Origin of the sequence: Bradyrhizobium sp. (genome assembly GCF_035484855.1) — a bacterium.
In the GTDB taxonomy this organism is placed as follows: Bacteria; Pseudomonadota; Alphaproteobacteria; order Rhizobiales; family Xanthobacteraceae; genus Bradyrhizobium.
In genome coordinates this window covers 1-16,413 of the sequence record NZ_DATHOP010000182.1, presented here as the reverse complement: position 1 = coordinate 16,413, position 16,413 = coordinate 1, and the positions used below count along the sequence as shown (strand labels likewise).

Here is a 16,413-nt window from a genome sequence, read left to right as displayed (position 1 = left end):
AATCGCCTGCAGAACCAGCAATTCCGACCGGATCGTTATATCGTGAATGGCGTTATGTCAGGGGAATACGACATATTTCTCTCGTGGGCGGGGCTTAAGGTTTGTTGACAAGATTTGGCTCCCCACCCGAAGCTGCGGGAACCCGAAAATCGACCCGCTCGAACAGAAACAGGCCATCATGAATCCCGTCAAAGCACTCGAAAACCACGGCCAATCCGTCTGGCTGGATTTCCTGGCCCGCGGCTTCGTCGCCAAGGGCGACCTGCAGAAGCTGATTGATACCGACGGCGTCAAGGGCGTGACATCGAACCCGTCGATCTTCGAAAAGGCGATCGGCAGCTCGGACGAATATGACGGCCCGATCGGCAGCGCCTTGAAAAAGGGCGATCGTCCGGTAGCCGAGTTGTTCGAGCATCTCGCCGTCGAAGACATCCAGCACGCCGCCGACGTGCTGCGCCCGGTCTATGACCGTCTCAATGGCAGCGACGGCTTTGTCAGCCTTGAGGTGTCGCCCTATCTGGCGATGGATACCAAGGGCACCATCGCGGAAGCCAAACGGCTGTGGAAGGACGTGCACCGCGAGAACCTGATGGTGAAGGTGCCGGCGACGCCGGAGGGCCTGCCGGCGATCGAGCATCTGATCGGCGACGGCATCAGCATCAACATCACGCTGTTGTTTTCGCAAAAGGTCTATGTTCAGGTCGCCGAAGCCTATCTCGCGGGCCTGGAAAAATATGTCGCCGGCGGCGGCGATCCCTCCCATGTCGCGAGCGTCGCCAGTTTCTTCGTCAGCCGCATCGATACCGCGGTCGACAAGGCGCTCGATGAGAAGATCGCGCGCGCCAACGATCCCTCCGAGAAGGAGCGGCTGGCCGCATTGAAGGGCAAGGTCGCCATCGCCAATGCGAAACTGGCCTATCAGGACTACAAGCGGCTGTTTTCGGGCCCACGCTGGGACAAGCTCGCGGCCAAGGGCGCAAAACCGCAGCGCTTGCTGTGGGCTTCGACCGGCACCAAGAACAAGGAGTACAGCGACGTCCTCTATGTCGAGGAGCTGATCGGCCCCAACACCGTCAACACCGTGCCGCCGGCGACGCTGGACGCGTTCCGCGACCATGGCAAACCGCGCGACAGCCTCGAGGAGAATGTCGAGGATGCGAGGCACGTTCTGACTGAACTGGAAAAGTCCGGCATCTCGCTCGATGCGATCACGGCCGAACTGGTCAAGGACGGCGTCAAACTGTTCGCGGACGCCGCCGACAAGCTCTATGGCGCGGTGGCGCACAAGCGCGCCGCCGTGCTCGGCGCCAGGATCGACCATCAGGCGATGGCGCTCGGCGGCCACATCAACAAGGCCGTCGAGAAAGCGACCGAAGACTGGCGCGCCTCGGCAAAGATCCGCCGGCTCTGGCAGCACGACAAATCGATCTGGACCGGCACCGACGAGGACAAGTGGCTGGGCTGGCTGAACGCCGCGGCGGCAGCCGATATCGCCGCCTACGAGGATTACGCAGGCAAGGTCAAGGGACAGAATTTTTCCGACGCCGTGGTGCTCGGCATGGGCGGATCGAGCCTCGGCCCCGAAGTGCTGGCGGCGACGTTTGCGAAAAAACCCGGCTTCCCGAAATTGCATGTGCTGGATTCGACCGATCCCGCGCAGGTCCGCAGCCTTCAGGCCAAGATCAACCTCGCCAACACCGTGTTCATCGTCTCCAGCAAGTCCGGCGGCACCACCGAGCCGAACGTGATGAAGGACTATTTCTTCGCCCGGGTGTCGGAGACGATCGGCGCGGAGAAAGCCGGTCATCGATTCATCGCGGTGACCGATCCCGGCTCGTCGCTGGATAAGGTTGCGGCCAAGCAGGGCTTTGCGCGCGTCTTTCATGGCGATCCCACCATCGGCGGACGCTACTCCGTGCTGTCGCCGTTCGGACTGGTGCCGGCGGCCACCGCCGGCATCGACGTTCGCGCCTTGATCAAACACACGCTGGCGATGGTGCGCTCCTGCGGGCCGGACGTGCCGCCGCAGGAAAATCCGGGCGTGCAGCTCGGGCTCGCGATGGGGCTTGCCGGCCTCGAAGGCCGCGACAAGGTGACGATCGCCTCGTCCAGGAAGATCGCCGATTTCGGCGCCTGGGCCGAGCAGCTGATCGCCGAATCCACCGGCAAGGAAGGCAAGGGCCTCGTCCCGATCGACGGCGAGCCGCTCGGCGATCCCACACTCTACGGCAACGACCGGTTCTTCATCGATATCCGGACCGAGGGCGAAGACGACGCCGCCCATGACGACAAGCTTGCCGCACTGGAAAAGGCCGGCCATCCCGTGGTCCGCATCGTCATGAAATCGATCGACCACATCGGCCAGGAATTTTTTCGCTTCGAGATGGCAACCGCGGTCGCGGGCAGCGTGCTCGGCATCAACCCGTTCAACCAGCCCGACGTCGAGGACGCCAAGGTCAAGACCCGCGAATTGACCGCGGCGTTCGAAAAATCCGGACAACTGCCCGCCGAGACGCCCGTGGTATCCACGGCGCAGGCCGACCTTTACACCGACGACAACAACGCCGCCGCGCTGCGCAAGGCGGGCGCCGACGGCGACCTCGGCTCCTGGCTGAAGGCGCATCTCGCGCGCGCCAAGGCCAATGATTACGTGGCGCTGCTCGCCTATATCGAACGCGACGCCGCGCATATCGAAGACCTGCAGCAAATGCGGCTGGAAGTGCGCGAAAAGCGCCATGTCGCGACCTGCGCCGAATTCGGCCCGCGCTTCCTGCATTCCACCGGGCAAGCCTACAAGGGCGGACCCGACAGCGGCGTGTTCCTGCAGATCACGGCCGACGATGCCAGGGATCTCGCGGTGCCCGGCCAGAAGGCGACGTTCGGCATCATCAAGGCGGCGCAGGCGCGCGGCGATTTCGATGTGCTGACCGAACGCGGCCGCCGCGCCCTGCGCGTGCACCTCAAGGGCGATCTCGAGGCGGGCCTGAAAATGCTCGACAGCGCAATCCAGGACGCATTGAACTAAGGATCAAAAAGATGCAGCTCGGCATGATCGGCTTGGGACGGATGGGCGGCAATATCGTCCGCCGCCTGATGAAGCATGGACACACCACCGTCGTTTACGACAAGGACGCCAAGGCGGTGAGCGCCATTGCGGCTGACGGCGCAGCCGGCACCGGCTCCCTGGAGGATTTCGTCAAGAAGCTGCAAAAACCGCGCACCGCCTGGGTGATGCTGCCGGCCGGCAAGATCACCGAGGCCACCATCGATGCCTTGTCGAAACTGATGGAGCGCGGCGACGTCATCATCGACGGCGGCAACACTTTTTGGCAGGACGACGTTCGCCGCGGCAAGGCGCTGAAGGAGCGCGGCATTCACTATATCGACGTCGGCACTTCGGGTGGCGTGTGGGGCATCGAGCGCGGCTATTGCATGATGATCGGCGGCGACAAGGCGGTGGTCGAGCGCCTCGATCCGATCTTCGCGGCAATGGCGCCGGGGATCGGCGATATTCCGCGCACGGCAGGACGCGAGGGTCGCGACCCCCGCATCGAGCAGGGTTACATTCACGCCGGCCCGGTCGGCGCCGGGCATTTCGTCAAGATGGTTCACAACGGCATCGAATACGGCCTGATGCAGGCCTATGCCGAGGGTTTCGACATCCTCAAGAACGCCAATATCGAAGCACTGCCGCCGGAGCATCGCTTCGATCTCGACATCGCCGACATCGCCGAGGTGTGGCGGCGCGGCAGCGTGATTCCCTCATGGCTGCTCGACCTCACGGCCTCGGCGCTGGCGGAGAACCACACGCTGGACGAATATTCCGGCTTCGTCGAGGACTCCGGCGAGGGCCGCTGGACCGTCAATGCGGCGATCGACGAGGCGGTGCCGGCCGAGGTGCTGACCGCGGCCTTGTTCGCGCGCTTTCGCTCGCGCAAGGAACATACCTTCGCCGAAAAGATTCTCTCCGCGATGCGCGCCGGTTTCGGGGGCCACAAGGAACCGCAGCAGCATCCCGATCCGGCGCGACAGAACGCGCCCGACATCGTCAAACCAAAGGCCAGCCGTTCGTGACAGACGCGCTTCCACAACAGACCCAGCTAACCAGCCAGAAGAAGCCGGACCCCTGCTCCTTCGTGATCTTCGGCGCCACCGGCGACCTGACACACCGGCTGGTGATTCCATCCCTGTATAACCTCGAGGCGGCCGGGTTGTTGCCCGATAAATTCTGCGTGGTCGGCGTCGCCCGCAACGGCATGTCGAACGACGATTTGCGCGACAGCCTGATGCAGGGCCTGCGCCAATTCGCCACCCGCCCGGTGGACGACGCCATCGCCAAGCGGCTTCTGGAATGCGTCACCTGCATCGAGGCCGATCCGAAGGATGCTGCCTCGTTCGATGCGATGCGGTCACAGATCGAAAAGCTGGAGGCCGCGCGCAAGACCGGCGGCAACCGGTTGTTCTACCTGGCGACGCCGCCGAATGCGTTCGCGCCGATCGCCCGCGAGCTCGGCCGCAGCGGCTTGCTGAAAGAGGAAGAAGGCGGCCCGTGGCACCGGCTGGTGGTCGAAAAGCCGTTCGGCACCGACCTCGCCTCCGCCAAGGCTCTGAATGCCGAGCTCCTGAAAATCGTCGACGAGCACCAGATCTACCGGATCGATCATTATCTCGGCAAGGAAACCGTCCAGAACATCCTGGTGCTGCGCTTCGCCAACGGCATGTTCGAGCCGATCTGGAATCGCAACCACATCGACCACGTCCAGATTACCGTCGACGAGAAGCTCGGCGTCGGTCACCGCGGCAGCTTCTATGATGCGACGGGCGCGCTGCGCGACATGGTGCCGAACCATCTGTTCCAGCTGCTGTCGCTGGTGGCGATGGAGCCGCCGGCGCGGTTCGACGCGCAGGCCGTGCGTTCGGAAAAAGCCGAGGTGCTGGCGGCGATCCAGAGCCAGAACGAGGAAGAAGCCCTGCGCAATTCCGTGCGCGGGCAGTATCTGGGGGGCACGATCGAGGGCGTGGAAATCCCGGATTATCGCAAGACCGAGGACGTCAGGCCGGACAGTACGACCGAGACCTACGTCGCGCTGAAGCTTGCCATCGACAACTGGCGCTGGGCCGGCGTGCCGTTTTATCTGCGCACCGGCAAGGCGCTCGGCATCAAGCGCACCGAAGTCGCGATCAAGTTCAAGCAGGCGCCGTTCGCCATGTTCATGAACACCCCGGTCGACGTGCTGGCGGAAAACTACCTGATGATCGGCGTCGAGCCCACCGAAGGTATCTCGCTGCAATTCAACACCAAGGTGCCCGGCCCCGCGATCAGGATCAGCGGCGTCGAGATGAAATTCCGTTACAAGGACTACTTCAAGGCCGAGCCGTCGACCGGCTACGAGACGTTGATTTACGACTGCATGATCGGCGACAACATCCTGTTCCAGCGCGCCGACAGCGTCGAAGCCGGCTGGCAGGCGGTGCAGCCGTTCCTCGATGCCTGGAAGAAGGCCGGCGCCAAGGGCCTGGAATTCTACAAGGCCGGCAGCGAAGGTGCGCCCGGCGCGGACGAACTCTTGAAGCGCGACGGCCGCCACTGGCGCAAGCTCGGTTGAGCAGGATGGCCCCGCGCAGCAATCGCCAGATCATCGCCGTCGCCGATCCGGCCGCGCTCGCAAAAGCCGCGGCCGATCGGATCATCGCCGGGATGGCCGCCAAGCCGGGTCGCGTGGCGATCTGTCTGACCGGCGGATCGAGCCCGAAGCAACTCTATCAATTGCTGGCGACGGACGGCTACCGAAGCCGGATTCCATGGGACCGCGTGCACTGGTTCATCGGCGACGAGCGATTTGTCCCCGCCGGCGATCCCCTGAACAATATGGGGATGGCGCGGCACATCTTTCTGGATCGGTTTGCGCCGATCGAAAACATCCACCCGATTCCGACCGAGGCCGCCAATCCCGCCGCCGCCGCGCTGCGCTATGAAAGCGAACTCAAATCGTTCCATGGCGCGGATCGATTGGACCCCGCGCGGCCGCTGTTCGATACCGTGCTGATGGGGGTCGGACCCGACGGCCATACTGCCTCGCTGTTTCCGGGCTATCCCGCCACGCAGGAGACCGAACGCTGGGTGGTCGGCGTGCCGCAGGCGCATGTCGAACCCTTCGTGCCGCGGGTGACGCTGACCTTTCCTGCGCTCAGCTCCTGCCGGGAAATGCTGTTCGAGATGGCTGGCCCCGAAAAGCGCGCGATCTTGACGCGCCTGCTCGCAGGCGAGAACCTGCCGGCCAATCGCGCGCATTCCATTGGCGAGACCATTTGGCTCGTGGATCAGGCTGCGCTGCCGGAGAATTTTCGTGGCCACTGAGACAGCCAACATGCCGGGCGCGCTGATCGTGATGGGCGTATCGGGTTCGGGTAAGACCACCATCGGAGAAAAACTCGCTGAGCGTCTAGGTTGGCGTTACGAAGACGGCGATACGTTTCATCCCAAAGGCAATGTCGCCAAGATGAGTGCCGGCCATCCCCTGACCGACGAAGACCGCTGGCCCTGGCTGCGGGCGATCGCCGCCGAAATCGACCGGCTCTGCGCGGCCCATGAGCCTGCGGTGATCGGCTGCTCGGCGCTGAAGCGCGACTATCGCGATATCCTCGTGCATGGACGAAGCGACGTCCGGATCGTCTATCTCGCTGGCACGCAGGAATTGATCGCGGACCGGCTCGCCCATCGCAAGGGCCACTTCATGCCGGCGGGATTGCTGAAGAGCCAGTTCGAGACCCTTCAACCCCCGGGCGCCGATGAGAACCCGATCACCGTCTCCATCGACGCATCCGTCGACGCCGTCGTCGACGACATCGTGCGCCAGCTCAAGCCTGCTGCCATGGGCCGCAGCGAACCCGGCAGGAACCGCGCATGACCCGTATCGCCCTTGTCGTGTCCGACGTCGACGGCACGCTCGTGACCAAGAACAAGATATTGACCGATGCGGCCAAGGCCGCGGTGGCGCGGCTGCGCGAGACCGGCATCGGCTTCACCATCGTCAGCAGCCGCCCGGCCATCGGCATGGGGTTTCTGATCGGGCCGCTCGCGCTCACGCTCCCGATCGGCGCCTTCAACGGCAGTTCGATCGTCGATCCCGCGCTGAAGCCGATCGAACAGCATCTGATTCCCGCTGGCATCGCGCAGCGCAGCCTCGATGTCCTCAACGAATTCGGCGTCGATGTCTGGCTGTTCACCAACGACAAATGGCTCACCAGAAATCCTGACGGCGAATATGTCGGGCATGAAAAGCTCGCCATCAAGCACGATCCGACGATCGTTGCGGATTTCACGCCGTTTTTGGCGAACGCCTGCAAGATCGTCGGCTCGAGCTCCGACTTCCCGATGCTTGCGCGATGCGAAGCCGCGATGCAGGCCGCGGTCGGCGCGGAGGCGACCGCAGTACGTTCGCAGCACTATTATCTCGACGTCACCCCGCCCGGCTGCGACAAGGGCACCTTCGTCGAGACGATGGCGAAGCGGCTCGGCATCGCGACCTCGGCGGTCGCCACCATCGGCGACATGCAGAACGATCTGGCGATGTTCCGCAAGAGCGGCCTGTCGATCGCGATGGGAAATGCGACCGACGACGTCAAGCGGCAGGCGAAGCTCGTCACGGCCTCGAACGAGGATGAGGGGTTTGCCAGGGCGATCGAGATGATCTTGAAGGATAACCAGAAGGGTTGATCGTTCGCGAGGTTCTCCCCTCACGTCGATCTCTGCACCGCGGGCTTTTCGTGGGCCTTCTTGGCGTCGCTGAGGTTGTGCGCGGTATTGATCAGCGCGATATGGGTCAGCGCCTGCGGGAAATTGCCGGTCTGGCGCGCGAGGCCGGGATCGTATTCCTCGGCCAACAGCCCGAGATCGTTGGCCACCGCCACTACGCGATCGAACAGCGCCTGCGCCTTGTCGAGCTCGCCGGCCAGCACATAGGCGTCGGCGAGCCACAGGCTGCACGCCAGAAACGCGCCCTCGATCGGCTGCTTCTCATCCGAGATTTCGCGCGGATCGTGCCGCAGCACGAAGCCGTCCCGCATCATGTGCTTTTCGAGCGCCGCCAGGGTACCGCGAACCCGCGGGTCGGAGGCCGGCAGGAAACCCACGGCCGGCATCAATAGGATGCTGGCATCGAGTAATTGCGAGCCGTAGGATTCGATGAAGGAATTTTGCTCGGGATCAAAGCCCCTTGCGCAGACATCGCGACAGATTTCGTCGCGCAGCATCCGCCAGCGCTCGAGCGGCGCCTCGAAGCCGAACCTTTCGGCGCCCTTGATGGCTCGATCGAACGCGACCCAGGTCATGACTTTCGACGAGACATAGTGCCTGGGCTCCCCGCGTCGCTCCCAGATGCCGTGATCCGGCTGGTCCCATACCTTCTCGAGATGCTCGATCACCGCGCGTGCGAGCGCCCAGGTTTCCTCATCGAGTTTCAGCTCAGCGATGCGCCACTGGTAGAACGTATCGATCAATTCGCCGTAGACGTCGAGCTGCAGCTGGGCATGCGCGGCATTGCCGATCCGGACGGGACGCGCGCCTTCATAGCCCGACAGCCAGTCCGCCTCCCATTCCAGCAGGCGCCGTTGGCCGAGGATGCCGTACATGATCTGCATGTTGGCCGGCCAACCGGCCGCGGCGCGCAGCAGCCAATTGTGCCAGGCCAGCGCCTCCTCGGTGTAACCGGAATTCATCAACGCCAGTAGCGTGAAGGTGGCATCACGCAGCCAGCAAAAGCGATAATCCCAGTTTCGTTGTCCCCCGAGCTTTTCCGGCAATGATGTCGTCGGCGCCGCGACAATGCCGCCGGTCGGCTCGTAGGTCAGCGCCTTCAGCGTGATCAGCGAACGCAGCACCAGGTCGCGGTTGTCGCCATGATAGGTGCAACGGCTGCACCACTCGGTCCAGAAGTCCTCGGTGTCCTGCAAGGCCTGCGCCGGGTCGATCGGCGCCGGGACCGGCAGGTGCGAAGGCCCGTAGGTGAGCACGAAGGGCATGGTTTCGCCCTCGCCCACCTCGAACTCGGCCACCGTCGTCAAATCCTCGCCGCGGGTCTCGACCGGCGTGCGCAGCACGGTCATGTCCTGCCCGGCAATCGCCAGCAGCGCGCCGTCCTCGGTTTTCCTGACCCAGGGAATATCGGCACCGAAGCCGAACCGGATCACGAGTTGCATCGTCAACTTGACCCGCCCGCGTATCCCCCGCACCAGCCGCACCACGTCGGAGGCATGGCCGCGCGGCGGCATGAAATCGATCAGCGCGACCTCGCCGCCCGCGGTCACAAACCGCGTCTCCAGGATCAGTGTATTGTCCCAGTAGCGGCGCGAGGAATTTGTCACCTTTTCGGTCGGCGCGATCAGCCAGCGGCCGTTGCGGTGGGTACCGAGCAGGCCCGAGAAACAGGCATCGGAATCGAACGCCGGCCAGCACAGCCAGTCGATCGAGCCGTCGCGGCCGACCAGCGCCGCGGTCTGGCAATCTCCGATCAACCCATAATCTTCGATCCGGCTGGACAAGGTTTAATCCCGTCGAGATAATTCAAAATGTCAGACCGCGGCGCAGCTCCGCTCCGATGTCGCGGCCTTGAGCGCGGCAACGTCGATTGCCTCGGCAATCCGGTCGATTGCGACCGGCAGCCGCTGCCGCCAGTTCGGGTGTTCGTTGACGGTGCCGGGAATATTGGGCTGGTCGACCACCCCCAACAGATCCTCCAGAGAGATCGCCAGCAGGCGGGAGTGGGTCCGCGCCAGGAAACCCGCCACCGCATAGAGATCGTCACGATTGATGGCGTGATGACGCAGGATGTCGGACAGCATGGTCAGGGCATGCCACCTGGCGTCGTCGCTCTCGCCCGGATCGATGCCGAGCGAACGTTTCATCTTCAGATCGCTGAACGAGCGCCAGCCCGCATAGGTCGAGAGGTCGTGGGTGTTGAAGGTGACGAGCGCGTTGGGCAGATAGCGGTCGACATCGCGAAAGCTGCCGTCATCGTCGCGCTCGAACATCATCACCTGGTAGGACCAGATGCCCCAATCGGCCATCTCTTCGCGAAAACCTGAAGGCACGGTGCCGAGATCCTCGCCGATCACCACGCAGCGATTTGCGACGCTCTCCTGCGCGGCCGCCGCCAGCAGCGCCTCGAACGGCATCTGCACATAGGAGCCCGAATCGGCGGCAAAACCATGCGGCACCAGATAGAGCCGCTTCAGGCCGAGCACATGGTCGAGCCGGATCGCGCCGGCATGGCGCATCGAGGCCCGCAGCATTTCCCGGAACGGCTCGAACGACCTGATCTCGAGGCCGGCGGCATTGAAGCCGGCAAGGCCCCAGTTCTGGCCCGCGGTATTCAGGGGATCCGGCGGCGCGCCGACCGCGAGATGGCGCGAAATCGCCGCCTGCTCGTTCCAGGCATCGAAGCCGTCGGATTGCACACCGACGGCGACATCGAGATAGAGACCGACCTTCATGCCGAGCCGCCTCGCGTGGTGTTGGCAGGCCGCCAGCTGCCGGTCGGCCGCCCATTGCACGAATTCGACGAATTCGATCTCGGCCCCCTCCGGCCCCTCGCGCAGGCGCGCACATTTGGTCTCATCGGGCTGCCGCCATTCCTCCGGCCATTCCCACCACGGCTTGTTGAATTTGTGCCGGAGCACCTCAAAGCAGGCGAACCGCGACAGCAGCGGCGCGCGTTCGGCGCGGAATTGATCGAAATCCTGCCGGCGGTTGGCTTTGGGATGGGTCTTGAAGGCGTCGAAGGCAGAGCGCAGCGCGCGCCATTTCACCGCCGCGACCCCCACATAATCGACGATTTCGCTCGATCGCAGCCGGGCGATCGTACCCTTGCTCTCGGACGCACGCTGAAATCCTGGCAGTTTTTCGACATCGATATAGAGCGGATTGAGAAACAGCCGGCTGTTGGGCGAATAGGGGCTGCAATCGGCCGGCCGGTCGTCGAACAGCGCGTGCAGCGGATTGAGGCCGACGCCGCCGGCGCCCAACCGATTGGCAAGCTCGATCAGCGCTTCGAGGTCGGTGAAGTCGCCGATCCCCCAATTGCGCGCCGAGCGGACGCCGTAAAGCTGCACCGCCATCATCCAGCAGCGGTCGAAATCGCCGCCGAAAGCCCGCCTGGGCGCGACGATCAGCGGCACCTCTTCCGCGAACGAACTGGCATCGGTCAGTTCGGTCCGGTACGACCCCACGGGCAAATCGGGCCAGGCGATGGAGCGGCTGGATGTCTCGCCCTCAGCGATAACCTTAAGACCGTTAACGATTTTCCAGCGCAGCGGGAACGTGGCAGCCTGCTTGAGTTCGGTCCGCGCCGGCAGGCCGGAGCGGACCACCACCGCCCCTTCGACAAACCGGTGGGACAGGCGTACCGGCATGGCATCGACGATGATTTTCAGCGCGGCCGGATCCGTCACATGGCGGTGACCCTGACCGTCAATATATTCGGTCTGGATTCCGATCTGTTTGGCTTTGGCGAAGAGGTCCATTCGGCACGCGGTTTGCACGCGAAGCTCACTGGCTTCGCGAAATTCTGTAGGTAAAGGAAGAGGATAGCCGTGCTTAACTCTCAGGCCGCCCCGGCGTTCCACGGGAACCAATACCCCGCCAGCGGCTTTCTATATAGGTCCGGGGCGTCTCCTTTCCCATAAATCGAAACGGGACGTGTTTCCATGTCAATGGCATCACCGTGAACAAAACAACTCAATCTGTCGAGAGCGCCGCGGCCGGCGGCGCCTTCCATATCGAAGATGTCTATCCCCTGATCGACGGCGGCCGTTTCCCGGTGAAGCGTATCGTCGGCGAACGAGTCGAAGTCTGGGCGGATATCTATCGCGACGGACACGATGTCGTCAGCGCCGCGCTGATCTGGCGGCGCGAGCGCGACCGCGAATGGCGCCGCGAGCCAATGACCCATCACAGCAACGACCGCTGGGGCGGGTCGTTCGTGCCGGACCAGCCCGGTCGCCATGTCTATGCGATCGAGGCCTGGACCGACGAATTCGCCACCTGGCGGCGCGGCTTCGAACTGAAGCAGAAGGCCGGCGCCGACCTGACGCTGGATGCGATCGAGGGCGCCGGCATGCTGACCAAGGCGCAGTCCGGCGGTCAAGCCGCGGCCGCCGTCATCCTGAGACAATGTGAGGATTTCCTCCAGACCGGCGAGGCCGCGCCGCTTCTGACCGACGAATTGAAGGACGCGATGGCCGAGAGCCAGTTGCAGCCGGACCTGACGCGATCCCAGTTGTTTCCCCTGATGGTAGACCGGCCGCGTGCGCGAAACGGTGCATGGTACGAAATGATTCCGCGCAGCCAGGGCAAGACGCCCGGCCAGCACGGCACCTTCAGGGACAGCATCGCGCGGCTCCCCGATATCGCGGCGATGGGTTTTGACGTGGTCTACCTGACCCCGATCCATCCGATCGGCACCACCAATCGCAAGGGCCGAAACAATGCGGTGACCGCTGCCGCAGGCGATCCCGGAAGCCCGTACGCGATCGGTTCATCCGAGGGCGGTCACGACGCGGTGCATCCGGATCTCGGCACGCTGCAGGATTTCCGCGATTTCGTCGCGGCCTGCCGGCAACTCGATATGGAAGTGGCGCTCGACTTCGCCGTGCAATGCTCGCCCGATCACCCCTGGCTCAAGGCGCATCCGAAATGGTTCAGCCGCCGGCCGGACGGATCGATGCGCTACGCGGAAAATCCGCCCAAGAAATACGAGGACATCGTCAACCCCGATTTTTCGTCTGTTGATGCCGGCTCGCTCTGGAATGCGCTCCGCGACGTGGTCCTGTTCTGGATCGAACAGGGGGTGAAGATTTTCCGGGTCGACAACCCGCACACCAAACCGTTCCGGTTCTGGGAATGGCTGATCCATGACGTCCAGCTTCGCCATCCCGAAATCATCTTCCTCGCCGAGGCGTTCACGCGGCCGAAGCTGATGAAGGGACTCGCCAAGCTCGGCTTCACCCAGTCCTACACCTACTTCACCTGGCGGACCCAGAAGTGGGAGCTCGAGCAATACCTCAACGAATTAACGGCCTATCCGGAACACGATTTCTACCGCCCGAACTTCTTCGTCAACACGCCGGACATCCTGCCCTATCATCTGCAGAGCGGCGAACCCTGGATGTTCAAATCCCGCATAGCCCTTGCCGCCACGCTGTCCTCAAGCTACGGCATCTACAACGGCTTCGAGCTGCTCGAACACGAGCCGATCCCCGGCCGCGAAGAATATCTCGACTCGGAAAAATACGAAATCAAGGTGCGGGACTGGGACAGGCCGGGCAACATCAAGTCCTATATCGGCGGCCTCAATCGCGCGCGGCGGGAGAACGTAGCGCTGCAACAGACCGCCAACCTGCGCTTCCTTCCCGTCGATGACGGCAACATCATCGGCTTCGTCAAGGAATCGGTCGGCCGGACCAACAGCGTAGTCGCGGCGATCGCGCTGTCGCGCGACGTGCACGAGTTCTGGCTGGCGCTCGGCGACGTCCAGGTCGGCATGCCCGACGACCGCCGCCAGGTCGCGGCGCTGGAAAACCTGATGACCGGGGAACGTCATCCCGTCGAATGGGGCGGCATTCGGCTGCGGATCGATCCGGTGCGCGATCCCGCCATGCTCTTCCGCTGTCTGGCGTGAGGGCTGACATGAACCTTTTGTCATCCATCGACGCAACGGAACTGCCGGTAACCGCGCTGGACAACGACGAGCTGTGGTACAAGGACGCCATCATCTACCAGCTGCACGTCAAGGCCTTTGCCGACAGCAACAATGACGGCATCGGCGATTTCGCCGGCCTAACCGAAAAGCTCGGCTATCTGCAGGAACTCGGCGTGACGGCACTTTGGCTGCTGCCGTTCTATCCCTCGCCCGGCCGCGACGACGGCTACGACATCGCCGACTACGGCGCGATCAATCCCGATTTCGGGACCATGAAGGATTTCAAGCGCTTCATCGTCGAAGCCAAGAAGCGCGGCATGCGCGTCATCATCGAACTCGTCATCAACCACACCTCCGACCAGCACGACTGGTTCAAGCGCGCCCGCCGCAGCGATCCCAAATCCAGCGCCCGCAACTGGTATGTCTGGAGCGATACCGACCAGAAATACCAGGGCACGCGGATCATCTTCACCGACACCGAGAAATCGAACTGGACCTGGGACACCGAGGCTGGCGCCTTCTTCTGGCACCGCTTCTTCTCGCACCAGCCGGATCTCAATTTCGATAATCCGCGCGTGGTCAGCGCGCTCGTCCAGGTGATGAAACGCTGGCTCGATACCGGCGTCGACGGGTTCCGGCTCGACGCCATTCCCTATCTGTGCGAGCGCGACGGCACCAATAACGAGAACCTGCCGGAGACCCACGCCATCATCCGCAAGCTGCGCGCCGAGCTCGATGCCTACGCCAAGGGCAAGGTGCTGCTGGCCGAGGCCAATCAATGGCCGGAGGACGTGCAGGAATATTTCGGCAAGGGCGATGAATGCCAGATGGCCTATCATTTCCCGCTGATGCCGCGGATCTACATGGCGATCGCCCAGGAGGATCGTTTTCCAATCACCGACATCCTGCGCCAGACCCCGGACATCCCGCCCAATTGCCAGTGGGCGCTGTTCCTGCGCAACCATGACGAACTGACGCTGGAGATGGTCACCGACGTCGAGCGCGATTATCTGTGGTCGACCTATGCCAACGACCCCCGCGCCCGCATCAATCTTGGGATCAGGCGGCGGCTGGCGCCTTTGATGGACAACGACCGGCGCAAGATCGAGCTGATGGATTCGCTGCTGTTGTCGTTCCCGGGCACGCCGATCATCTATTACGGCGACGAGATCGGCATGGGCGACAACATCTATCTTGGCGACCGCAATGGCGTACGCACGCCGATGCAATGGTCGCCGGACCGCAATGGCGGCTTTTCCCGCGCCGATCCGGCGCGACTTTACGCGCCGACCATCATGGATCCGGTCTATGGCTATGAGGCGGTCAATGTCGAGGCGCAGTCGCACAGCCTGTCGTCGCTGTTGAGCGCCACCAAGCGGCTGATTTCGGTGCGCAAGTCGACGCTGGCGTTCGGGCGCGGCACCATGACATTCATCCGCCCGGCCAACCGCTCGGTACTTGCCTATGTCAGGCAGTACCAGGATGAGGTGATCCTCTGCGTCGCCAACCTGTCGCGCTCGGCGCAGGCCACCGAACTCGACCTGTCGGCCTGGAAGGACCGCATCCCGCTGGAGATGCTTGGCCGCACCCGCTTTCCGGCCATCGGCGAATTGCCTTACATGATCACGCTGGCGCCCTATGGCTTCTACTGGTTCCAGCTCAAGCAGCGCGACAAGTCCGAGCGCGCCGCACCCTCGGTGGTTCCCGAGTTCGAAACCCTGGTGGTGCCGCTCGGCGCGACCTGGGTGTCGCTGGCCCGTGCCCGCGGCGTGTTCGAACGCGACGTGCTGCCCGGACACCTGGCGCGAACCCGCTGGTATCCGGAGCGCTCGCCAAATGCCATTCAACCCGTCCTGACCTCGGCGATCCCGTTCTGCGATATCGGCGACAACCGCCCCTATCTTGCCTTCTTCGAAGCGACGCAGCGCGGCGCCGCCGCGCGATACGTCCTGCCGATGCAGATCGAATGGGTGCGCTTCGATCGCGAACACTATAACCCGCGCGCATTGGCGGCCGTGCGTCAGGGCGCACGGGAAGGAACGCTGCTGGATGTCGCGTCCGACCATATCTTCATCGCGTTGTTGCTGCGCAATCTGCGCGAGAACCTGACTGTCGAGGAGAACGGCGTGAGCCTGGAATTCAGGCCAACCAGCAAGTTTTCCGATAAACCGGTCACCACTCCCGAGCACATCCGGGCCGTCGAAACCGAACAGTCCAACAGCACGGCGCTGGTCGACAACGAATATGTGGTCAAGGTCTATCGCAAGCTGGTGTCCGGCATCAATCCGGAGATCGAGATCGGCCGGTTCCTGACCGAGGTCGCGGGTTTCGCCAATACGCCGGCGCTGCTCGGCAGCGTCGAACTGGTCGAAGGCGACGACAGGAGCGCGATCGCCGTCGTTCACGCCTTCGTCCAGAACCAGGGCGACGCGTGGACCGTCACGTCGGCCTATCTCGATCGCTTTGTCGATGAACAGCGCGTACTCGCGAGCAGCGAAAATTCCGGCGAAAGCGAGGAGCAGGTCTCCTATCTGCGCTATATGTCGCAAACCGGAAGACGCGTCGCCGAGATGCACCTGGCGCTCGCCGCAAGCCAGGAATTTCCGGATTTCACGCCGGAGCCGACAGGCCGCGCGGACGTGCAGCGCTGGATTGAGGAGTTGGTGGCCCGCGCGGAACGGGTCTTCGACGCCCTGAAGCAACGGCGCGATACGAT

General features: G+C 63.4%; 10 protein-coding genes. 8 read left to right on the top strand and 2 right to left on the bottom strand.

Translation table 11 applies throughout. The features are described from left to right. Positions 1-178 precede the first annotated feature (178 nt). Genes VK804_RS20610 through VK804_RS20585 form a run of 6 tightly spaced genes read left to right on the top strand, consistent with a single transcriptional unit; the run spans position 179 to position 7,717 of the window. Entirely contained in the window at positions 179-3,025 is a 2,847-nt protein-coding gene (locus tag VK804_RS20610) for a bifunctional transaldolase/phosoglucose isomerase (protein ID WP_325373640.1), read from the top strand. 11 nt (positions 3,026-3,036) lie between these two features. After that, positions 3,037-4,074, top strand: coding sequence for a phosphogluconate dehydrogenase (NAD(+)-dependent, decarboxylating) (gene gnd, locus VK804_RS20605; RefSeq protein ID WP_325373638.1), 1,038 nt, complete (start codon positions 3,037-3,039; stop codon positions 4,072-4,074). After that, positions 4,071-5,606 carry a glucose-6-phosphate dehydrogenase gene (gene zwf / locus VK804_RS20600; RefSeq protein WP_325373637.1) on the top strand — a complete coding sequence of 512 codons (1,536 nt, stop codon included), beginning with the start codon at positions 4,071-4,073 and terminating at the stop codon, positions 5,604-5,606. The genes gnd and zwf overlap by 4 nt, the downstream gene beginning before the upstream one ends. Before the next feature lie 5 nt (positions 5,607-5,611). Beyond that, entirely contained in the window at positions 5,612-6,358 is a 747-nt protein-coding gene (pgl, locus tag VK804_RS20595; protein WP_325373635.1) for a 6-phosphogluconolactonase, read from the top strand. A gap of 31 nt (positions 6,359-6,389) precedes the next feature. Continuing rightward, the gene (locus VK804_RS20590) at positions 6,390-6,908 is read left to right on the top strand and encodes a gluconokinase (RefSeq protein ID WP_325373660.1); all 519 of its coding nucleotides are present in this window, start codon (positions 6,390-6,392) and stop codon (positions 6,906-6,908) included. Continuing rightward, positions 6,905-7,717, top strand: coding sequence for a Cof-type HAD-IIB family hydrolase (locus VK804_RS20585; RefSeq protein WP_325373633.1), 813 nt, complete (start codon positions 6,905-6,907; stop codon positions 7,715-7,717). Before VK804_RS20590 ends, VK804_RS20585 begins: the two co-directional genes overlap by 4 nt. A 20-nt stretch (positions 7,718-7,737) precedes the next feature. Here VK804_RS20585 and VK804_RS20580 read toward each other — a convergent pair whose 3' ends face one another. Beyond that, positions 7,738-9,540, bottom strand: coding sequence for a glycoside hydrolase family 15 protein (locus tag VK804_RS20580; protein WP_325373632.1), 1,803 nt, complete (start codon positions 9,538-9,540; stop codon positions 7,738-7,740). Between the two features lie 30 nt (positions 9,541-9,570). Then, positions 9,571-11,520, bottom strand: a complete 1,950-nt coding sequence (gene malQ / locus VK804_RS20575; RefSeq protein WP_325373630.1) for a 4-alpha-glucanotransferase — start codon at positions 11,518-11,520, stop codon at positions 9,571-9,573. 200 nt (positions 11,521-11,720) lie between these two features. On the opposite strand from malQ, the gene VK804_RS20570 reads away from it, so the two are divergent. Then, positions 11,721-13,676, top strand: coding sequence for an alpha-1,4-glucan--maltose-1-phosphate maltosyltransferase (locus VK804_RS20570; RefSeq protein WP_325373628.1), 1,956 nt, complete (start codon positions 11,721-11,723; stop codon positions 13,674-13,676). An 8-nt stretch (positions 13,677-13,684) separates the two neighbouring features. Next, on the top strand, positions 13,685-16,413 hold a 2,729-nt coding region (gene treS, locus VK804_RS20565; RefSeq protein ID WP_325373626.1), incomplete at its 3' end, for a maltose alpha-D-glucosyltransferase.